The 20,230-nt window shown below is 63.0% G+C and carries 15 protein-coding genes; 7 read left to right on the top strand and 8 right to left on the bottom strand.

Features of this window, described 5'->3' with window-relative positions:
* Nucleotides 1-31: 31 nt before the first annotated feature.
* From APH28_RS22710 to APH28_RS22720, 3 genes are all read right to left on the bottom strand, one after another.
* Nucleotides 32-4,582: an NEL-type E3 ubiquitin ligase domain-containing protein gene (locus APH28_RS22710; RefSeq protein WP_060512762.1), complete on the bottom strand. Its 4,551-nt coding sequence runs from the start codon at nt 4,580-4,582 to the stop codon at nt 32-34.
* Between the two features lie 77 nt (nt 4,583-4,659).
* The gene (locus APH28_RS22715; RefSeq protein WP_060512763.1) at nt 4,660-5,682 is read right to left on the bottom strand and encodes an AraC family transcriptional regulator; all 1,023 of its coding nucleotides are present in this window, start codon (nt 5,680-5,682) and stop codon (nt 4,660-4,662) included.
* Between the two features lie 38 nt (nt 5,683-5,720).
* Nucleotides 5,721-6,584, bottom strand: coding sequence for a LysR substrate-binding domain-containing protein (locus APH28_RS22720; RefSeq protein ID WP_060512764.1), 864 nt, complete (start codon nt 6,582-6,584; stop codon nt 5,721-5,723).
* A 112-nt stretch (nt 6,585-6,696) separates the two neighbouring features.
* Here APH28_RS22720 and APH28_RS22725 point away from each other — a divergent pair, with 112 nt between their 5' ends.
* Complete coding sequence (locus APH28_RS22725) at nt 6,697-7,803, top strand: 2-aminoethylphosphonate--pyruvate transaminase (protein WP_060512765.1); 1,107 nt, start codon at nt 6,697-6,699, stop codon at nt 7,801-7,803.
* 35 nt (nt 7,804-7,838) lie between these two features.
* Nucleotides 7,839-8,666, top strand: a complete 828-nt coding sequence (gene phnX / locus APH28_RS22730) for a phosphonoacetaldehyde hydrolase (protein ID WP_060512766.1) — start codon at nt 7,839-7,841, stop codon at nt 8,664-8,666.
* A 127-nt stretch (nt 8,667-8,793) separates the two neighbouring features.
* Here the strand turns inward: phnX and APH28_RS22735 are convergent, their stop codons facing one another.
* Nucleotides 8,794-9,354: an NADPH-dependent FMN reductase gene (locus APH28_RS22735; RefSeq protein WP_060512767.1), complete on the bottom strand. Its 561-nt coding sequence runs from the start codon at nt 9,352-9,354 to the stop codon at nt 8,794-8,796.
* Nucleotides 9,355-9,513: 159 nt separating this feature from the next.
* Here APH28_RS22735 and APH28_RS22740 point away from each other — a divergent pair, with 159 nt between their 5' ends.
* Nucleotides 9,514-9,732: a hypothetical protein gene (locus APH28_RS22740; RefSeq protein WP_027919089.1), complete on the top strand. Its 219-nt coding sequence runs from the start codon at nt 9,514-9,516 to the stop codon at nt 9,730-9,732.
* On the opposite strand, the gene APH28_RS22745 is transcribed toward APH28_RS22740, so the two are convergent.
* The 4 genes from APH28_RS22745 to APH28_RS22760 are packed head-to-tail and all read right to left on the bottom strand — an operon-like array spanning nt 9,716 to nt 14,066.
* Nucleotides 9,716-11,965: an Orn/Lys/Arg decarboxylase N-terminal domain-containing protein gene (locus APH28_RS22745; protein ID WP_060512768.1), complete on the bottom strand. Its 2,250-nt coding sequence runs from the start codon at nt 11,963-11,965 to the stop codon at nt 9,716-9,718. The two genes, APH28_RS22740 and APH28_RS22745, sit on opposite strands and share 17 nt — an antisense overlap.
* A 57-nt stretch (nt 11,966-12,022) precedes the next feature.
* Nucleotides 12,023-12,781 carry a DNA polymerase III subunit epsilon gene (gene dnaQ / locus APH28_RS22750; protein ID WP_060512769.1) on the bottom strand — a complete coding sequence of 253 codons (759 nt, stop codon included), beginning with the start codon at nt 12,779-12,781 and terminating at the stop codon, nt 12,023-12,025.
* Nucleotides 12,782-12,832: 51 nt separating this feature from the next.
* Complete coding sequence (gene rnhA / locus APH28_RS22755; protein WP_060512770.1) at nt 12,833-13,279, bottom strand: ribonuclease HI; 447 nt, start codon at nt 13,277-13,279, stop codon at nt 12,833-12,835.
* 13 nt (nt 13,280-13,292) lie between these two features.
* Nucleotides 13,293-14,066 (bottom strand): class I SAM-dependent methyltransferase, encoded by a 774-nt coding sequence (locus APH28_RS22760; protein ID WP_060512771.1) that lies wholly within the window; start codon nt 14,064-14,066, stop codon nt 13,293-13,295.
* An 85-nt stretch (nt 14,067-14,151) separates the two neighbouring features.
* Between APH28_RS22760 and gloB the strand changes: the two genes are divergently transcribed.
* The 4 genes from gloB (at nt 14,152) to APH28_RS22780 (ending at nt 20,229) form a co-directional block, all read left to right on the top strand.
* Nucleotides 14,152-14,931, top strand: coding sequence for a hydroxyacylglutathione hydrolase (gene gloB, locus APH28_RS22765; protein ID WP_060512772.1), 780 nt, complete (start codon nt 14,152-14,154; stop codon nt 14,929-14,931).
* Nucleotides 14,932-15,031: 100 nt separating this feature from the next.
* Nucleotides 15,032-16,456, top strand: a complete 1,425-nt coding sequence (locus APH28_RS22770; protein ID WP_060512773.1) for a lytic transglycosylase domain-containing protein — start codon at nt 15,032-15,034, stop codon at nt 16,454-16,456.
* Nucleotides 16,457-16,633: 177 nt separating this feature from the next.
* The gene (locus APH28_RS22775; protein WP_060512774.1) at nt 16,634-18,406 is read left to right on the top strand and encodes an extracellular solute-binding protein; all 1,773 of its coding nucleotides are present in this window, start codon (nt 16,634-16,636) and stop codon (nt 18,404-18,406) included.
* Entirely contained in the window at nt 18,403-20,229 is a 1,827-nt protein-coding gene (locus tag APH28_RS22780) for an extracellular solute-binding protein (RefSeq protein WP_060512775.1), read from the top strand. The genes APH28_RS22775 and APH28_RS22780 overlap by 4 nt, the downstream gene beginning before the upstream one ends.
* Nucleotide 20,230 lies beyond the last annotated feature (1 nt).

The raw sequence follows: 20,230 nt of genomic DNA on the forward strand, positions 1-20,230 counted from the left end.
ATGGAGCCAGCCATGTTGTCCAAATGTCAGGTCACGACGCAGAGGGAAGCGTTCCGTGGCGCACCGCCCCCCGTGAAGAGTCTTGTAACGGCATGTTCAGTTCATCCCGAGTGAGCTGTAATGCAAGTGCATCGAAGGCTTGCTCTCTGTCTCGGCGCAGCTGCTCGCAGCGCTGGACATAGGCGCCGCTCCCGAGGGTTTCCTTCTCTGCGTCCAGCGCATCCAACTGGCTGTCGAATTCGTCGGTGATCTTTGCAAAGGCCTCGGGGTATCTGGCGCGCAGGTATGGCGTCCAGAAGTCTCGTTGGCTGATATAGATAATTCGCTCGTCACCCGTTTCGGCACTCAGTACTGCGCGGTATGCCTCCTCCAGGTGATCCTGTGTGACGTCGGCCACATTCTGGTACGCCATGGTCTGCGGCTGACCCAGCAGATCCAGGCGCCTCGCCAGGCCAATACGATAGGCAAGGCTGACTTCGACTTCATCTACGCGATAACCTGCGGCGAGCCGGCCCTGAATATCGCTACGAGCGAAGCGTTCCACCTGGTCAAGACGGAACAGACGCTGGGCCAACAGCAAGCGCGCATCCCTTGTGGCAAGCGGCTCTCCCCCGAAGGTCACCTGTTGTACTTGCATGCGGACTTCCAGCTGGCTGAAGCAATGCGCCATGCTGTCGACGCAGGTACGCGGGTCAGCCGCTCGCTCGAACACCTCATCCCTTATGCGCGAATCGTCACTCACGACGCTGATCATGTGCCACACCCTTCGCGAAAGATCCTCGCGCGCCAGTTCAAAATCGGCACTGCCAGTCAGCTCTGCCAACAACGCAAAAAAATGCGTGCTACCGGTTTCCCTCTGCAGCGCATCCCATTGTTCAGCCCTGGCCGCCCGCTCTGGTTCGGCCAATGTTTCAAGCCAGGATGCCCTTGCACGCATAGCGCTTTCCCCAGCCTCAGCAAGGTGGCTATCGCGCGCATGGGCGTGCGCCAGCTCCGGTGCGTACAGCCGCTCACGGTCAGCCACCGAAAGCGGGTTGCCGTCCACATGAATGGCTTGCCGCAAAGCAGCCGGCGCGTTGAGCAAGGCCTGGGGCAAGCTGGAAATCTGGTTGCCGCGCAGGTCGGCATGTTCAAGCAAGCCACACCACTGAAGGCCGTCCGGCACCGCCAGCAAACCCGCTTGATGCAGGTGAAGCTCCCGCAGGCGGGATAATTGATTGAAACGCAGACTGATCGAACCTAGCGTGTTGTGACTAAGGTCCAGCACACGCAGACGCCCCATCTCGGACACCGTGCTCACCTGTGACGCAGTCATGCGAATCCGGTTGCGGGCCAGGCGCAGGTGACGCAGCCGGGTCAACCAAGCGAGGTCCTCTGGGACTGCGCGCAAGGCATTGTTGCTTAAATCGAGGCGCCGCAGCTCGGCGAAACTTCTGAGAAAACCGGCAGGCAGGGCCTCCAATCCAACCCCCACCAGTGCCATATCAGTGATGTGGGTGAAATCCGTACCAACAGGCAGGGCAGGTAGGCCACCGGCAGGCACGCCCAGCACACTGAGGCGCAATCCACCTGGGGCGCCGTTGCTGTAGACAACCTCTTCACCCTCCAGTCGCCAGGCCCGGCGAAACGCGTCTGCAACCGCCACCCTGTGTCCACGGTCAACACCGTCAACGGTGTGCGTCCAGCGCTGCAAACTCTCGTCAAGGCGGCGATATTCCTCCTCCTGGCGCAACAGGTTGCCATAGGCCGAGCCTGATTGATTCAACAGCAACTGCAGGAATCGCTCGACCGCCTCCTCATCGAACGAGGGGTACAGGCTGCGAATCCGCTGTCGCAAGATCTGCTCCTGAACCCGCGTGGAAACGCCCCGACCGCTAAGCAGGTAGCCTACGCGCCCATCGGGCAATCGGTGCAAGGCGGGCGGAACAGGCCTGGCTTCGCGCCAGCCAAGCAAGCGAATCAACGCCTGACGATCGCGTGGCAAGGCACTTTGCATGGAGGAGCGAATGCGTTCAGCAGCGCCCTCTCCTGCCCACCCTTGCCGTTGCAGGAAGTGGGGCGGCAGGCAAGCAGCCAAGACCTCGAACAAACCGTGCGGTTGCGCGACTTCGATCTCACTGGCGCGCCCCATCTCGTCGAACAGTTCGAACCCGCCGCCGTCCCAAACCATCACCGCAGCGCGCTCGACCCTGCCTTGCTCGGGGAACAGCCGTTCAAGCATCGGCCCGGTACTGGAGCGGTCTCGCAGCACCAGGCTTATTTCACTGGGCGCCAAACCCTGGCGGCGCAACAGCGAGAAGACCAGAGAGACCGCACCGGGATGATAGCTGCTACGCAGATAAAGTGCCTCGCGCGCCCGGGTCAAGCGGGCCTCCTGCAACATCCCTCGCGCCTGTTCCGCCAATGCCAGCGGAACACGAGATTCACTTGCCATGCGTTGCTGAACATCGACGCTGGCGTTTTTCAGCAAGTCCAATGCATAAGCATCCGGCAGCCCCGCGAAGCTGCCCTTCAGGGTGGCCAGCAGCGGGTTCACTGCCAGGTAGGCGTTGGCGAAATGCTCAAGCATCGGGCTGCGTAACGCTTCGGCCGAGGCCTGGATCGTTTCAATCTGCGTTGACGGGCTCTGCCCTTGCAGACTCAGCCTTTCGACACACCACTGCAAGGCTTCGGCATCCATCCCCCCCTGCCCTAATTGCGCGAAAAACAGGTGGATCCTTGCGTCGATGGCAAAGCGTTCCAACGTATCACGCAGCCTGACCGGCAATGGCCTGCCCTCTACCAGCAAGCCACGCAGATACACCTCATCGACATCCGCAACCGTAAGAATCTGGGTGATCCGCTCGGCGCTCAGATGCTCTGCTTCAGGCCACAAGCGCCTGAGCAGTATCTCCGTGCCTTGCCACTCCAACGGTCGCTCGAAGGCGAGCCGCCAGGCGCGTTCACCATTGCTCTGCAGTACGGGGCCAAACACGGCAGGCCCATCACGGTGCAACAGGCGCCAGCTACCTGCCGCATTTTGCCTTACTCGGTACAGGACACCGTTACACCGCCACCAATGGGCCTGGCCATCACTGAGCAAGCCGTTATCAAGCGCCACCAGTGACGGCACCGTCTTATGCTCCTCGTACGGCTGCAAGTCAGGTTGCCAAAGGCGTTTCTCGCCCGCCTCGGTGACTACCGGCTCCAGTTGCTCGACAAAAGCACTGCGCAGCACCTGCACGCCCCCCGCAAGCGCTGCACCGGTGGCGACCGTCGAGGCAACTTGAAGCAGGTGCTCCACTGCTTCGTGCTGATGCCCCTGTGCCCAGTCGCTGACGCCTTCGCACACCTGACTCAGTAGCTGCCGGGCAATATCGGCCAACAGCAATGCACTGACGCCCGGCACGAACAGCCCCGCCAGGTTCAGCAACACCAGCCCCGCCGTTTGCAGCTTGCCTAAACGTTCGGCAGTGGCCTTGGCATCTGCCTGTGCCGTCGGTACAGCAAGGAAGGCTGCATCGGCCTTGATGCGTTGCACATGCCCAGCTGCCAATCCCGCGAACATCTCACCGCTCTGGACAAACCGCATGGGCTCCAGGTCCGGTTTGGAATCCTGCAGGCGTTTGCCCAGGACCACCTGATAGTCCGCCTGGCCGTGCAATGCGATGCGATGGGCAATCGCCCGACGGAACGGGGCCCCGCGCATCGACCTGACCAAAGCCTGGTTCGCCAACGACCAGTCATCGAAGCGGCGCAGCGGCTGCTCTGGGTCGTCAGGCAAGTACAGCAGCACAGCCAGCAGCCGCTTGCGATTGAAGATCAACCCTGGCAGTCCGGACGGCGTGCCGACCAGTTCGAACGCCATTGCCCCGTCCACGGGCTGACCCAAGAGCTGCAACGCGCCCATGTTCAGCTCAAGATCCCAGGGCAACTCTTGCGGCTTGCCCTGAGCGACCCGCCGCAGCATCTGCAAATCGCTGTGCGTCAATTGCTGCTTGATAGCTGCGATTTCGATCACCACGGCCAGTTCCTGGCGCTTATCGGTGGCCAAATGACGCTTGAAGTTATCCGTGAATACGTGATCCAGATGGTCCTGATAGGCTTTACCCACGTCAACGCTTCGGCACAATCTGACAATATCGTCGATACGCTGCGAAACAACCCGCTCCGGCTCACCGGACGGCGTCGCAGCATCGGTCAATGCTGTCTGGTCATAGAACGTTTCACGCTCTTTGAAGTTTTGCAGCAGCTTCTGCAACGCAGGCACCGTCACGAAATAGTCGCCGTCATCGGGCAGTTGCCCGGGTGATACCGAGAAGTGACGGCGCTGCTCACGCCAGTGAAGCTTGGTCAAATCGATATCCAGCGCCAACTGCTGTTTCATCGCCAGTTCCAGCTTTTGGGCCGCGAAACGGTCAAGCGAGAGCAATTGCCTCGAGAACGCAGCCATGCTTTTCTGGCTGTGCAAATGCGCACTCATGCATGCGCGCAGCCTGGTGAGCTGCACTTGCGTGGCATTTTTCAGCCAGCCGGGTAACTGCTCAGCGATAAAGTCCTGCGTTGGCTGCTGTAATTTGGGGTTGATCATTGCTTCGGGCATGGTCGAAATCCTCAGGGTTGATCGACCTCCCACCCTGCGTATGCGCGTCGCCGCTGGGCAGACGGAAGCATTCGCCCTCAGCCCGCCGGGCCACGCGCCTGTATCAGTGCCCGATAGTGCCCAGGGTTGCAGCCAAACCACTTGCGAAACGCCTTGTAGAACGAGCTGCTGTCGGCGAAGCCCAAGCGCGCGGCAATCTCGCCCAAAGCCGCGTCTTGCTGGCTCAGCCAGGCAATTGCCAGCTCGCGTCGCACACTGTCCTTCAACCCTTGGTAATTCTGCCCTTCCTCGGCCAGCCGGCGGCGCAGGGTGGAAGGCGACAGGCACAACTGTCGCGCCAGGCTGTCGCCATCAGGCCAGTTGCCAGGGTCCAGATGCAGCAGATCGGTGCGAATGCGCCGGCCAAGGCTGGCGGGGTCACGGTACTTGACCAGGATGTTGCCCGGCGCCTCGGTCAGAAAGCGCTGCAGTTCCTCTTCACTGCGCCGCAACGGCCACTCGAGGCAGTCAGCGGCAATGATCATGCGCGTTCGCGGGCGCTCGAACTGCAGATTCTCGGAAAACATCACCCGGTAATCGTCGCAGAAGGGCGGCTCGGCACAGCGAAGGTCGATGGCCAGGATGGGTATGCGCCGCCCGGCAAGCCAACAGGCCACGCCGTGCACGATCATCCAGAAGGTGAAATAGGTAAAGGCTCGCCGCGGCATATCGCGTGGCTCATTGATGACGATTTCGGCCAAGCCCTGCTGGCGTACCAGGCTCGGTTGCAGGTCTTCGAGCATCAGCGCCAGAAAGCCCAGGGCGGTGTCCAGGCCGGTGCCCAAGGTCGGCTGTGCCATGCTCGCGCGGCACATGAACGCGAGACTGCCGCTGCGCAGGCCGCGCGGGTCCATGGCGAAGAATTCGTCGTTGCAGCGCCGCGCCAACAGGCGCCACAACCGCGCGTAAGCCTCGGCACTGACCCGAGCGGCCGGCGCCTGCAACTGCGCGGCGTCGATCCCGGCACGGGCCAGCAGTGCGGCATCAGGTTCGCCTGCCGGACAAGTCTGCAACAAGGCTTCACGCACCAGTTGCATGGAGATGGTGTCTTTTTCGCTCATCGGCATTCCATTCGCTGAGGCTGCCATCTTAGAGCGGCTCAGAGGCTGGCCGCCAGGCCCAGGAACGCCTGGATCAGGCGCAGTTCGCGGCGCCGTTCCAGGCAGCCGACCATGTGCTGGTTAAGCAAGCCTTGGCCGGCCAAAGGCCGCGCCACCACCCGAGGGTCGTTGGCCACCTCGGTCGATGACACCACGCCGATGCCCAACTCCGACGCCACAGCCTCTGTCACCGCCTCGCGGCTGTCCAGTTCCAGCTGAACCCGAGGCTGCACGCCCGCAACGCTGCACGCTTTGTCGAAGGTACGACGCGTGGTCGAGCTGGGTTCACGCAGCACCATGATCTGCTGGTGCAGCTCAGTCAACGGCAGGTCGTTTGCCGATTGTGCCCAGGCATGACCCGCCGGCAACAAAGCGCACAGCCGCGACTCGCAGAGGTTCTGCAAGTACAGGCCCTTGCGCGGCTCGATCTCGGTCAGCACGGCCACATCGGCATGCTCGCTGAGCAGTGCTGCCAAGGTTTCCTGGGCATTGCCCAGGCGCAGGTTGACGGTAATCCCCGGGTAGCGCTCACGCAGCTGCGCCAGCATCGGCATGACCCGATGCGGACCGTCGGCCGCCACCTCCAGGCGCCCGGTCAGCAACTGCCGATTGGCCTCGAGCATCGCCTGGGCTTCTTCGGCCAGGCCGAACATGGCCCGGGTGATGGCCGCCAGGCGGGTGCCCTCCTCAGTCAATTCCACCCGTCGCGCGGTGCGCCGCAGCAAGGTGATCTGGTAGTGCTCTTCCAGCGCCTTGACGTGCCCGGTCACCGCCGGCTGGCTGATGAACAGGCGCGCGGCAGCGCGGGTGAAGCTGCCTTCACGGGCGACGGCATCGAATGCGCGTAGCTGGAACAGGTTCATATCTATCGGCCTGACTTATAGCTCGGATAACGACAAACAATTTGATTGATAGCAAACGGAATTGCAACCTAGGCCCCGTAGTTTCAGCCCACCGCTTGTGAGGAATAACGGAATGAGCAACGCACCGATCCTGCTGACCCCTGGTCCCCTGACCACATCAATCCGCACCCGCCAAGCCATGCTGGTGGACTGGGGCTCCTGGGACCAGGACTTCAACCAACTGACCGCCAGTGTCTGCGAACAGCTGCTGGCGATCATCGACGGCAGCGCCAGCCACCACTGCGTGCCCCTGCAAGGCAGCGGCACCTTCGCCGTGGAAGCGGCCATCGGCACCCTGGTGCCCCGTGACGGCAAGGTCCTGGTACTGATCAACGGCGCCTACGGGCAGCGCCTGGCAAAGATTTGCAAAGTGCTGGGCCGCCCCTACAGCACCTTCGAAACCGCCGAAGACCAGCCAACCACCGCCGCCGATGTCGATCGCCTGCTGGCCGCCGACCCGGCCATTACCCACGTGGCGCTGATCCACTGCGAAACCAGCACCGGCATCCTCAACCCGCTGCCAGAGATTGCCCAAGTGATCAAACGCCATGGCAAGCGACTGATCATCGACGCCATGAGCTCATTCGGTGCGCTGCCAATCGATGCCCGTGAAATCCCCTTCGAGGCGCTGATCGCCGCCTCCGGCAAATGCCTGGAAGGCGTGCCTGGCATGGGCTTCGTCTTTACCGAAAAAACAGCCCTTGCCGCTGCCGAAGGCAACGCCCACTCGCTGGCCATGGACCTGCACGACCAGCATGCCTACATGGCCAAGACCGGCCAGTGGCGCTTCACCCCGCCGACCCACGTGGTCGCCGCCCTGCATGAAGCGCTGCAGCAATACAATGAGGAAGGCGGCCTGCCTGCCCGTCACCAGCGTTACGCCGACAACTGCAAGACCTTGCTCGACGGCATGGCCGCCATCGGCTTGCGCAGTTTCCTGCCAGCCGAGATCCAGGCGCCGATCATCGTCACCTTCCACGCGCCGAACGATGCCCGCTACCAGTTCAAGGACTTCTACGAGCGGGTCAAGGCCAAGGGCTTCATCCTCTACCCGGGCAAGCTGACCCAGGTCGAAACCTTCCGCGTCGGCTGCATCGGCGTGGTCGGTGCCGATGGCATGCAGGCCGCCGTGAACGCCGTGGCCGAGGTGCTGCGGGAAATGGAAGTGTTGGACATCTAAACCCCTTGCCCACCCGATTTCAGGAATCAGCGCACATGAACTACAGCAACCCTACCCAGCTGCAAGCCGCCATCCTCGACTGGGCCGGCACCGTGGTCGATTTCGGCTCCTTCGCCCCGACCCAGATTTTCGTCGAAGCCTTCGCCGAGTTCGACGTTCAGGTGTCCATCGAAGAAGCCCGTGGCCCGATGGGCATGGGCAAGTGGGACCACATCCGCACCCTCTGCGACGTGCCGGAGATCGCCGAGCGTTACCGCAAGGTATTTGGCCGTACCCCGACCGACGATGACGTGACCGCCATCTACAACCGCTTCATGCCGCTGCAGATCGAAAAGATCGCCGTGCACTCGGCGCTGATCCCCGGCGCTTTGGACACCCTCACTGGCCTGCGCAAGGACGGCCTGAAGATCGGCTCGTGCTCGGGCTACCCGAAGGTGGTGATGGACAAGGTGGTGGAGCTGGCCGCGCAGAACGGCTACGTCGCCGACCACGTGGTGGCCACTGACGAAACCCCGAATGGCCGCCCATGGCCGGCCCAGGCCTTGGCCAACGTGATTGCTCTGGGGATCGATGACGTGGCGGCGTGCGTGAAGGTCGACGACACCGTGCCAGGCATCCTCGAAGGGCGCCGTGCCGGGATGTGGACCGTGGCGCTGGTGTGCTCGGGCAATGCCCTGGGGCTGACCTGGGAAGGCTACCAGGCGCTGAGCGCAGAAAAGCTGGAGAGCGAGCGCAAGCGCATCCACCAACTGTTTGCTGGCTCGCGGCCGCACTACCTGATCGACACCATCAACGAGTTGCCTGAAGTGGTTGCCGATATCAACCGCCGACTGGCCAAGGGTGAGATGCCGCAATCATTCTGATAAAACGCGGTGGTGCCATTCGCGAGTGAACCCGCTCCGACAGGAACTGTGCTGCCCTTCAGAGCACCACGGAACCTGTAGGAGCGGGTTTACCCGCGAACGCATCAGTTCAGACAACAACAATGGATCAGACCGCCCGGTTCAACTTCACCCATGAAGCGAACTTGTCGATGAAGCCCTGCAGAAACGGTCGGGTCTTGTCACTGAGCTTGCCACCCTCATCGAACAGGCTCGCCGCCCCACCGATATACGCCTCGGGCATCTGCATGCACGGCATGTCGAGGAATACCAGCGACTGGCGCAGCGCATGATTGGCACCAAAGCCGCCAATAGCACCCGGCGAAACGCTGGCCACCGCCGCCGGCTTGCCACTCCAGGCACTCTGCCCGTAAGGCCGCGACCCCACGTCAATAGCGTTCTTCAGGCCGCCCGGGACCGAACGGTTGTACTCCGGGGTGACGAACAGCACGGCATCGCTGCGGCGGATCTCATCACGAAAACGCTTCCACGCCTCAGGCACGCCCTCGGCCTCGACATCTTCGTTGTACAGCGGCAGGTCGCCGATCTCGACGATCTTCAAGGCGAGGCTGGACGGCGCCAGCTCCGAAAGTGCGCGGGCCACCTTGCGGTTGTAGGAGTCCTTGCGCAAGCTGCCGACGACAACCGCTACCGAATACACCTGGCTCATGGCGTTATCCATCCGTTGCTGGGAAAAGGGACGTCAGTAGTTATAGATGACCGTTGTTTCGGCGGCCTGGATTTTTTTCCACTGGGTGAAAACTTCCAGGCACCTTTTACGGTCTATGGATGCAGACATTTCCTACGTAATTCAGAGGTTTTCACCCAAATGGCAGCAGTAATGGTCGGCCAATTCCACGCCCGTGACGCCGAAGGCCGTATCTACCCCGTGCATGAGTTCCAGGAGTCCACCCTCCAGGCGGACGGCAGCGCACTGGGCGCCCCGATCACCACCTACCGCCTGGCCATCGGCGACCGCGTTAACCATTTGGGCGAAAACCGCTTCGAACTGGCACAGACCGGCGTCGAGATCATCCGCATTCCTTGATGCAGTCGACCGTGTACTGGCCGCTTTCGTTCTGCAGGCCATGCACATCGGCGACGAAGCCCGGGAAGCCACGGTTGAAGGCCCGGGCGAACGCCAGGTAATCGAGGATCGAGCGGGTCGCGTGGGTGAACTGCTCACCCGGCATGATCAGCGGAATCCCAGGCGGATACGGCACCAGCATCACCGCCGCAACCCGCCCGAGCAGGGCCTCGATCGGCACCGCTTCCACCTCCCCGCGCACCATCTGGTCATAGGCCCGCGCCGGGCTCACGGCCACTTCCGGCAAACGTGTGAACAAGCGCTTGAGTTGCTTGGCCGTGGCATGGGTGCGGTAGCAGTCATGCAATTGCTGGCACAGGTCGCGCAGACCCAGCCCCTGATAACGCGCAGTATCGACCGCGACGACACTCGGCAGGCAGGCATTGAGCGCCGTGTTGGCGTCGTAATGGCGCTTGAACTCCAGCAACTCGGTAAGCAGTGTGCTCCACTTGCCCTTGGTGATGCCCATCGAGAACAGCACCAGAAAGCTGTACAGGCCGGTCTTCTCCACCACCAGCCCACGTTCCCAGAGAAACTTGCTGACCACCGCTGCCGGTATGCCGTGCTCACCCAGCACGCCACCGGCACTGAGCCCAGGCATCACCAAGGTCACCTTCAGCGGGTCGAGCAGCACATAGTCGTCGGCCACCTCGCCGAAGCCATGCCACTCGGCGGCCGGTTGCAGCAGCCAGTCCTGCGCGGCCAGGCGCTGGATGCCCTCCGCTGCTGGCGGCTGCCAGATGCTGAACCACCAGTCCTCGGCGGCGATGTGTTCACGCAGGTTGGCCAGGGCGCGACGAAAACTCAAAGCTTCATCGAACATCTCCTGCAGCAGCGAACGCCCGGCCGGGCCTTCCATCATGGTCGAGGCCACGTCCAGCGAGGCGAGGATGCTGTATTGCGGCGAAGTGGAGATGTGCATCATGAACGCTTCGTTGAAGCGGTCGCGGTCCAGCTGGCGCTGGGCGCCATCCTGCACGTGGATCATCGACGCCTGGCTGAAGGCGGCCAGAAGCTTGTGGGTGGAATGGGTGCTGAACACCAGCGGGCTGCTCTCGCTGCACGCAGTGCCCATGGCGAAGCGGCCCTCGAAAAACTCATGGAAGGCTGCATAGGCGAACCAGGCCTCGTCGAAGTGCAGCACTTCGACGCTGGTGCCCAGCGCCTGCTTGATCAGCCCAGCGTTGTAACACAGCCCGTCGTAAGTGGAGTTGGTCACCACCGCCAGCTTGATCCGGGGTTCACGCCCCTTGGCCAAGGGGTTGGCCTGGACCTTGGCCTGGATCGACTCAGGGCTGAACTCGCTGAGCGGGATCGGCCCGATGATACCCAGCTCGTTGCGCTCCGGGCACAGGTAGATGGGGATCGCACCGGTCATGATGATGGCGTGGACCACCGACTTGTGGCAGTTGCGGTCGACCAGCACCAGGTCATCGCGGCCCACCATGGCATGCCAGACAATCTTGTTGGCGGTGGAAGTGCCATTGATGACGAAAAAGGTGTGATCAGCGCCGAAGTTGCGCGCAGCGCGGGCCTCTGCCTCGGCCAGAGGGCCGGTGTGATCGAGCAGCGACCCCAGCTCCGGCACCGAGACTGACAAATCCGAGCGCAACGTATTTTCACCGAAGAACTGGTGGAACGCCTGGCCCACCGGGCTCTTGCGGTAGGCCACGCCACCACCGTGGCCGGGCGTGTGCCACGAATAGTTGGACTGGGCGGTGTGCTGCACGAGGGCCTTGAAGAACGGCGGCAACAGGCCGTCGAGGTAGTTGTGCGCAGCACGCGCCACCTGGCGGGCGAGAAACGGCACGGTATCTTCGAACAAATAGAGGATGCCACGCAGCTGGTTGAGCTCGCTCATGGCCTCGGCCGGGGCGTTTTCCAGGGTGACCTGCTCGCCCAGGGCGAAGATCGGCAGGTTGGGCGCCCGCAGGCGGGCCAGGCGGATCAGCTCTGCCATGTTCTGCAGCAGATGGGTGTTGTCGCCGACGCCCTCGGCGGCGATCAGCATGCAGGCCAGGCCATGGTGGGTGGTGGCGACCAGGCGCGCCTCGGTGTGATCGGCAGCCTTGATGATGGCGAAGCCGTCCTGGCTCAGTTCCTCGGCGATGCCGCGGATGCGCTCTCCAGCAACGCTGTCGGCCTTGATGGCGCGGTGGACGATGAGGATCGGGAACTTGAGGTCCTTGTACATCCAGCTGCTACCCCGCAGGACTGTTGGTCCTTTTCAGGGTAGTTGAGCCTTGTGCAATCAGCTGGCAGGTGTCTCGGTCAGGGCTTGCCACATCGAAGGCCCACCCGCCGACTTGGCGATTGCCGCCAGCCGCTCGGCATGCGCTTCGAGCTCTTCGGCATTGGCCATGATCACCCGCCCGGGCGCACGCCCGACGATGCGGCGGATCTCGCTGCCAGCGGTGCCCTGCCCATCGTCGTCGCCGTCAGCCCCGTGCCCAGCCAGCGAGAGGCTGGTCTGGCCACCGGTCATCGCCAGGTAAACGTCTGCCAGCAACTCGGAGTCGAGCAATGCGCCGTGCAGTTCACGGCCGGAGTTGTCGATGTCGTAGCGTTTGCACAGCGCATCGAGGCTGTTGCGCTGCCCTGGGTGGCGGGCACGGGCCAGCAGCAGGGTGTCGAGGATGGTGCAGTGGTTAGCGATGTCGGCGCGGTCGCTCTGCCCCAGCAAGGCGAACTCGTTGTTGATGAAGCCGACGTCGAACGCCGCGTTGTGGATGACCAGGGTGGCGCCCTGGATGAATTCGAAGAACTCTTCGGCCACATCGGCGAAGCGCGGCTTGCCGATCAGGAACGCATCGGTAATGCCGTGGACGTTGATCGCGCCCTCGTCACTTTCGCGGTCGGGCTGCAGGTAGACGTGGAAGTGCCGCCCGGTCAGGCGCCGGCCTATGACCTCGACACAGCCGATCTCGATGATCCGATGGCCTTCGCTGACCGGCATACCGGTGGTTTCGGTATCGAGAATGACCAGGCGTTTATCTTGCTGCTGCTCCACGCGGGGCGCTCCAACTTGCATCAGTTACAAAGGCGGCGATTGTACCGCAGCTCAACGCTTGGCGCGCACTTCCTCGACGCCGCGGTTGGCCAGCTGGTCGGCGCGTTCGTTGCCGGGGTGGCCGATGTGCCCGCGCACCCACTTCCAGGTGACCTTGTGGCGGTTGACCTGCTCGTCGAGCAATTGCCACAGGTCGGCGTTCTTCACCGGTTCCTTGGACGCAGTCTTCCAGCCGCGCTTCTTCCAGTTGACCATCCACTCGTTGATGCCCTTCATCACGTACTGCGAATCGGTGGTCAGCACCACTTCACACTCACGCTTGAGCGCCATCAGCCCCTGGATCGCGGCCATCAGTTCCATGCGGTTGTTGGTGGTTTCGCGTTCGCCGCCCCACAATTCCTTCTCGACGCCCTTGAAGACCAGCAGGACGCCCCAGCCGCCCGGGCCAGGGTTGCCCTTGCAGGCGCCATCGGTATACATCTCGACGCTTTCGCTCATGTACCACTCATGTTCAGTGCTTTTCGGTATCCGGATTGGCGGCGTTGCGGTTGACCTTGGCCAGTGGCAGCGGCAACAGCTTGCCCATCGGCTCGCGGCGCACCTGGCGCAACGGCCGCAGGCCGACCACCATCTTGCGCGCAACCAGCAAGTAGACGCCGCCGCCAGCACTTTGCCAGCCTCCCGCCATCCGCTCCCAGCCTGCCAGGCGATGCTGCCAGGCCGGCGAAGTGAGCGGCGGACGATAGCACCCGAAGCGGCGTTTCTCCAGCGCGAAGCCCAGCAGGTTGAGCCAGTCGCCGACCCGTGACGGCGAGATGCAGCGCGCCTTGCGCAGGGCGCCATGGCTGAAGAAATGGCGCATGCCCCAGCCGCTCCAGGGGTTGATGCCGACGATCAGCAGGTGCCCGCCCGGGCGCACCGCGCTGGCCGCTTCGCGCAGCAAACCGTGGGGCGACAGGCTGAAGTCCAGGCCATGCTGCAGCACCACCACGTCTGCCGCATGCTCGCTCAAGGGCCAGGCCTGCTCCTCGCAGACAATCTCCACCCCCGGCAGCGGTGCGCCCAGGCGCACGTTGCGCTGCACCTGCGGCGCGCTGGGTGGCGCCTCGGCACAGGGGCCGTAGTGCACGAGGTAGCCACCGAAGAAGCGCCCAAGCTCTTCTTCCAGCAGTTTTTCCTCTTCCTTCAGCATCAGCTGGCCGAGTGGACCATTGAACCACTCACGGGCCAGGCTGATCAGTTCAACCCATTCCGGGTCGGCCTGAGCAAAGGCTTGGTCGGTCATTGCGCTCTCCCTCGAAGGTTCTCGCACTGCGCCATCGCGGCTAAGATGGCCAGATGTGCCACGCCTGGCGATACGGATCCGCACCATGATACAGATCGACGCTCTTCCCGCTTTCTCCGACAACTACATCTGGTTGTTACAGGATACTGCCAAACGCCGCTGCGCGGTGGTCGACCCCGGCGATGCCGGCCCGGTGGAGGCTTGGCTAGCCGCCAACCCCGGTTGGGCACTGGACACCATCATGGTGACCCACCACCACCATGACCATGTCGGCGGCGTCGAACGCCTCAAGCAGAAGACCGGCGCCCGCGTCTGCGGCCCGGCCCGCGAGCAAATCCCGGGCCTTGACCTGGCACTGGACGAGGGCGACCAGGTCAGCGTGTTGGATGTGGCCTTCCAGGTACTGGCCTTGCCGGGCCACACCCTGGGGCATATCGCCTATTTCAGCGATCAGCCAACAACCCCGCTGCTGTTCTGTGGTGACACCTTGTTCGCCGCCGGCTGTGGCCGCATGTTCGAAGGCACGCCAGAGCAGATGCAGCCTGCCCTCGCCCGCCTGGCAGCACTGCCGGAACAGACCGAAGTCTACTGCGCCCATGAATACACCCTCAGCAACCTGCGCTTCGCCAAGGCCGTGGAGCCCACGAACCTGCATGTTCTGCAGCGGTTCGAAGACGTTACCCGGTTGCGTGCCGAAAATCGCATCACATTGCCATCAACCATCGGTCTGGAGCGCCTGACCAACCCCTTCCTGCGTACCGCTGAAACATTAGTTAAACAAAAAGCAGACGAATGGAAGGGACATTCAAACGACTCGCAGGTCACTGTTTTTGCTGCTTTGAGGTCTTGGAAGGACACCTTCTGATAACCTCAAGATATATCGCAGACGGTTCACAACGGTTGACCCAGGCGGGTGCGGTTTCTAGAATCGCCGAAATTTTTTGCCCGGACACCCCTGCCCGCCGATGTCTTCCCGTAGCCGCAGAACCGCTCATTCAGTCGCTCTGACGCGTCTGGCCCAAATCAGTGCGCTGGCGCTGGCCGCCACCCTGGTGGGCTGCCAGAGCACCCGTCAGGTCGACGAAGCCGACAGCGTTCGCGTGCACAGCTACCAGGCGCGGATCAAGCACAAGCCCGCGCCGCTGGCAGTCAAGCCTGCCGAACCGCCACAGGATGTATGGGAGCGCATGCGCCAAGGCTTTGCCCTGCAGGACAGCATCGACGTTAACCCGCGCATCGAGCAACAGCGCCTGTGGTTCGCCAGCAACCCGACCTTCATCGAGAGCGCAGGCGAACGCGGCAGCCTTTACCTGCATTACATCGTCGAGCGCCTCGAAGAGCGTGACATGCCGCTGGAACTCGCATTGTTGCCGGCCATCGAAAGCGCCTACAACCCGATGGCCTACTCGCGCGCCAGTGCTGCAGGCATGTGGCAGTTCATGCCGGCGACGGGGCGCCACTTCAACCTGCGCCAGACCAACTTCTACGACGGCCGTCGCGACATCACCGCGTCGACCAACGCAGCGCTGGACTACCTGACCCGCCTGCACGACATGTTCAACGGCGACTGGCTGCTGGCCCTGGCCGCCTACAATGCCGGCGAAGGTACCGTCAGCCGGGCCATCGAGCGCAACGAGAAGCTCGGCCTGCCGACCGATTACTGGAACCTGCCACTGCCGCAGGAAACCCGTGACTACGTGCCCAAGCTGCTGGCATTGTCGCAAGTAGTGTCCACGCCTGAAGCCTATGGCGTAAACCTCAACCCGATCGCCAACGAGCCCTACTTCGAAGCGGTGGCCATCAACGAGCGCCTCGACCTGTCGCGGGTCGCTGCCTTCGCCAACATCGACGAAGACGAACTGATCCAGCTAAACCCGGCCTTCAAGAAGCGCATGACCGTGGATGGCCCCCAGCAACTGCTGGTGCCCACCGCCAAGGCGCAACTGCTTAGCGCCAGCCTGTCCAACCTCAAGCCCGAACAGCTGGTCAGCCTGCAGCCGAACAAGGCCGTGTTCGCCGCGGCCGTGGCCGAAGCCAAGGCGCCTGCAGCGCGCAGCTACCGGGTCAAGCGTGGCGACAGCCTGGGCAGCATCGCCAAGGCCAACCGGGTTGCGGTCAGGGACATCCAGCGCTGGAACAAACTGCCGGGCAACCGTGTCAAGGCCGGCCAGGTCCTCGCCCTGCGCGGCGGCAGCGCGCCAAGCGCTGCCGGCAACCGCGTGGCAGCCTCCGGGCAGCGTTCTACCCAGTACAAGGTGCGCAAGGGTGATTCGCTGTATCTTGTAGCCAAACGTTTCAATGTCGAGATGCAGCACCTCAAGCGCTGGAACCCACGCAGCGGGCATGCACTCAAGCCAGGCCAGACGCTGACCGTCTACCTCTCGCATTGATAAGACGCCGGGGCCGCACGGCGGCCTCGACAACTACCTGCAAAACCTCTCTTTTTCCATACCCGGCAAGCTGTTACTGTACCCCGACCAAAGCCCAACGCCTCTGGATCGGATGCCGACTTGATACGTCCCCTCCTGCTGACACTCAGCCTGGCCTTGAGCTTCCCCGCCGTCGCGATGGTGAGCGAAAGCCACGGATACGCGCAGTTCGGCACGCTCAAGTACCCGGCCACATTCACCCACTTCGACTGGGTCAACCCGCAAGCGCCCAAGGGCGGTACCTTGCGGGCCATGGCATTCGGCACCTTCGACACGCTCAACCCCTACACCTTCAAGGGCACCAGCCCGGTCACCACGCCGAACTTCATGCAATACGGCGTCAGCGAGCTGAACGAAACGCTGATGGTCGGTACCGGGCAGTACGACCCGTCCGGTGACGAGCCCACTTCCAGCTACGGCCTGATCGCCCGTTCGGTGGAGTACAGCGAAGACCGCAGTTGGGTGGTGTTCAACCTGCGCCCGGAAGCACGCTGGCATGACGGCACGCCGATCACCGCCTCCGACGTGGCGTTCTCGTACCGCACCCTGCTCAAGCAAGGCCATCCGATCTACCGCACCAACCTGCAGGAAGTGCAGCGTGTCGACATCCTCGGCCCGTTGCGCATCCGCTTCGTCTTCAAGCGCGCCGGCAACCCGCTGCTGATCCTGCGCCTGGGCGAAATGCCGGTGCTGCCCAAGCACTACTGGCAAAAACGTGATTTCGAGGCCACCACCTTCGAGCCGCCGCTGGGCAGCGGGCCGTATCGCATCACCCAGGTGGAGCCCGGGCGGCGCCTGGTGTTCGAACGGGTAAAGAACTACTGGGGCAAAGACCTGGCGGTGAACCGCGGCAAGTACAACTTCAACCGTGTCGAGTACGAGTTCTATCGCGATGCCACCGTGGCCTTCGAAGCATTCAAGGCCGGTGAGTTCGACATCTATATCGAGCACCAGGCAAAAAACTGGGCCAACGGTTACAACTTCCCGGCCGTGCGCCGCGGCGAGGTAATCAAGGCACAGATCCCGCACCGCATCCCGACCCAGACCCAGGGCCTGTTCATGAACAGCCGCCGGGCCGCCTTCAGCGACCCCAGGGTGCGTCAGGCGCTGGGCCTGATGCTCGATTTCGAGTGGACCAACCGCGCCCTGTTCAGCAGCGCCTACCGCCGCGCGACCAGCTACTACCCCAACAGCGAGTTCGCCGCCGGCGGCGTGCCCACCGGCAAGGAATGGCTGCTGCTGGCGCCGTTCCGCGACCAGCTGCCCGACAAGCTGTTCACCCAGCCCTACCAGGTCAGCCATACCGACGGCCGCGGCATCGGCCGCCAGACCCTGCGCCAGGCGCTGGGCCTGCTGAACCAGGCCGGCTGGAAGCTCGACGGCCAGCGCCTGGTCAATGCCAAGGGTCAACCGCTGCGCATGGAACTGCTGCTGGTGAACCCGAGCCTTGAACGCATCCTGCAGCCTTATGTCGAAAACCTGGCCAGCATCGGCATCGACGCGCGCCTGCGCACCGTGGACCGTGCCCAGTACAAACAGCGCCTGGACCAGTTCGACTTCGACATGATCCTGATGACCCTGAACCAGACCTTGAGCCCGGGCCTCGAACAGTGGCTGTACTTCCATTCCAGCCAAGCCACGACCAAGGGCAGCAAGAACTATGCTGGGGTCAAGGACCCGGTGGTCGACCACCTGCTCGACACCCTGCTGGCCGCGCGTACCCGCGACGACCAGGTCGCCGCTGCCCGCGCCCTGGACCGCGTGCTCTCATGGCAGTACTACATGATCCCCAACTGGTACCTCGACAACCACCGCCTGGCCTACCGTAACCGGTTCGCCTTCGTCACCACGCCGCCCTACACCCTCGGGCTGAATACCTGGTGGATAAAGCCTTCGGAGAACGCCCAATGAAGCCGACGCATCGCCTGGCCTGCAGCCTGCTGTTCGCCTGCCTGAGCCTGCCCGCGCTGGCCGCGCCGCAACACGCGCTGACCTTGTACGACGAGCCACCGAAATACCCGGCCGACTTCAAGCACTTCGACTATGTCAACCCCGACGCGCCCAAGGGCGGCACCTTCCGCCAGTCCAGCTTCGGCGGCTTCGACAGCCTCAACCCATTCATCAACAAGGGTGTGTCGGCCGACAACGTCAGCATCATCTACGACACGCTGATGCGTCAGAGCCAGGACGAGCCGTTCACCGAGTACGGCCTGGTCGCCGGCAAGATCGAGAAGGCCCCGGACAACAGCTGGGTGCGATTCTACCTGCGCCCCGAAGCGCGCTTCCACGATGGCCACCCGATGCGGGCCGAAGACGTGGTGTTCACCTTCAACACCCTGATCAAGGACGGTGCGCCGCTGTACCGCCAGTACTACGGCGACGTGGCCGAGGTGGTGGCCGAAGACCCACTCAAGGTGCTGTTCAAGTTCAAGCACACCAACAACCGGGAACTGCCACTGATCCTCGGCCAGTTGCCGGTGCTGCCCAAGCACTGGTACCAGACCCGCGAGTTCACCCGCGGCAACCTCGAGCCGCCGCTGGGCAGCGGCCCTTACAAGGTTGCCGAGGTCAAAGCCGGGCGCTCGATCCGCTATGAGCGGGTCAAGGACTACTGGGCCAAGGACCTGCCGATCAACCGCGGGACCTACAACTTCGATGCCATGACCTTCGATGTCTACCGCGACAACAACGTGGCACTGGAGGCACTGAAGGCCGGCGCATTCGACTACGAACTGGAGATGAGCGCGAAAAACTGGGCCACCGCCTACGACGTCCCCGCCGTGCGCGACGGTCGCCTGATCAAGGAGGAAATCCCCAACGGAAACCCGGTAGGCATGCAAGGCTTTATCTTCAACCTGCGCAAACCCGTGTTCCAGGACGTGCGGGTGCGCAAGGCGCTGAGCCTGCTGTTCGATTTCGAATGGACCAACAAACAGCTGTTCAACGGTGCCTACATTCGCACCGACAGTTTCTTCGAGAACTCCGAAATGGCCGCCAGCGGCCTGCCCTCGCCGGCCGAGCTGAAAATCCTCGAACCGCTGCGCGGCAAAGTCCCCGAGCAGGTGTTCACCGAGGCCTTCGCCAACCCGGTCAGCGACGGCAGCGGGATGATCCGCGAGCAGCAGCGCCAGGCCTACAAACTCCTTCAGGAAGCCGGCTGGAAGATCGTCGACGACAAGATGGTCGACAAGGATGGCAAGCCGGTCAGCATCGAGTTCCTGCTGGCACAGACTCAGTTCGAACGTGTGCTGCTGCCGTTCAAACGCAACCTCGCAGACCTGGGCATCGGCTTCGAGATCCGCCGGGTGGACGTCTCGCAGTACATCAACCGCCTGCGCTCGCGTGACTTCGACATGATCGTCGGCGGCTACCCGCAATCCAATTCGCCGGGCAACGAACAACGTGAGTTCTGGTCCAGCGCCGCCGCCGACAACCCCGGCAGCCGCAACTTCATCGGCCTGCGCGCCCCGGCCATCGACCAGCTGGTGGAAGCGTTGATCAATGCTAACTCGCGCCAGAGCCTGATCGACCACTGCCGCGCCCTCGACCGCGTGCTGCAATGGGGCTACTACGTGGTGCCCAACTGGCACATCAAGACCAATCGGGTGGCCTACTGGAACCACATCGGCCACCCGAAAGTGTCGCCCAAGTACGACGTCGGCATCGACACCTGGTGGATCAAACCGGACGTGACCCCGGCGGTCACCGAAGCCCCTGCGCACGAGGCCCAATAAC

This window comes from Pseudomonas sp. NBRC 111124, from assembly GCF_001320245.1.
Taxonomy (GTDB): domain Bacteria; phylum Pseudomonadota; class Gammaproteobacteria; order Pseudomonadales; family Pseudomonadaceae; genus Aquipseudomonas.

Coding starts and splice junctions, on each gene's coding strand:
- APH28_RS22710 (WP_060512762.1), bottom strand. CDS start 4,582: ATGCCCGAAGCAATGATCAACCCCAAATTACAGCAGCCAACGCAGGAC.
- APH28_RS22715 (WP_060512763.1), bottom strand. CDS start 5,682: ATGAGCGAAAAAGACACCATCTCCATGCAACTGGTGCGTGAAGCCTTG.
- APH28_RS22720 (WP_060512764.1), bottom strand. CDS start 6,584: ATGAACCTGTTCCAGCTACGCGCATTCGATGCCGTCGCCCGTGAAGGC.
- APH28_RS22725 (WP_060512765.1), top strand. CDS start 6,697: ATGAGCAACGCACCGATCCTGCTGACCCCTGGTCCCCTGACCACATCA.
- phnX (WP_060512766.1), top strand. CDS start 7,839: ATGAACTACAGCAACCCTACCCAGCTGCAAGCCGCCATCCTCGACTGG.
- APH28_RS22735 (WP_060512767.1), bottom strand. CDS start 9,354: ATGAGCCAGGTGTATTCGGTAGCGGTTGTCGTCGGCAGCTTGCGCAAG.
- APH28_RS22740 (WP_027919089.1), top strand. CDS start 9,514: ATGGCAGCAGTAATGGTCGGCCAATTCCACGCCCGTGACGCCGAAGGC.
- APH28_RS22745 (WP_060512768.1), bottom strand. CDS start 11,965: ATGTACAAGGACCTCAAGTTCCCGATCCTCATCGTCCACCGCGCCATC.
- rnhA (WP_060512770.1), bottom strand. CDS start 13,279: ATGAGCGAAAGCGTCGAGATGTATACCGATGGCGCCTGCAAGGGCAAC.
- APH28_RS22760 (WP_060512771.1), bottom strand. CDS start 14,066: ATGACCGACCAAGCCTTTGCTCAGGCCGACCCGGAATGGGTTGAACTG.
- gloB (WP_060512772.1), top strand. CDS start 14,152: ATGATACAGATCGACGCTCTTCCCGCTTTCTCCGACAACTACATCTGG.
- APH28_RS22770 (WP_060512773.1), top strand. CDS start 15,032: ATGTCTTCCCGTAGCCGCAGAACCGCTCATTCAGTCGCTCTGACGCGT.
- APH28_RS22775 (WP_060512774.1), top strand. CDS start 16,634: ATGGTGAGCGAAAGCCACGGATACGCGCAGTTCGGCACGCTCAAGTAC.
- APH28_RS22780 (WP_060512775.1), top strand. CDS start 18,403: ATGAAGCCGACGCATCGCCTGGCCTGCAGCCTGCTGTTCGCCTGCCTG.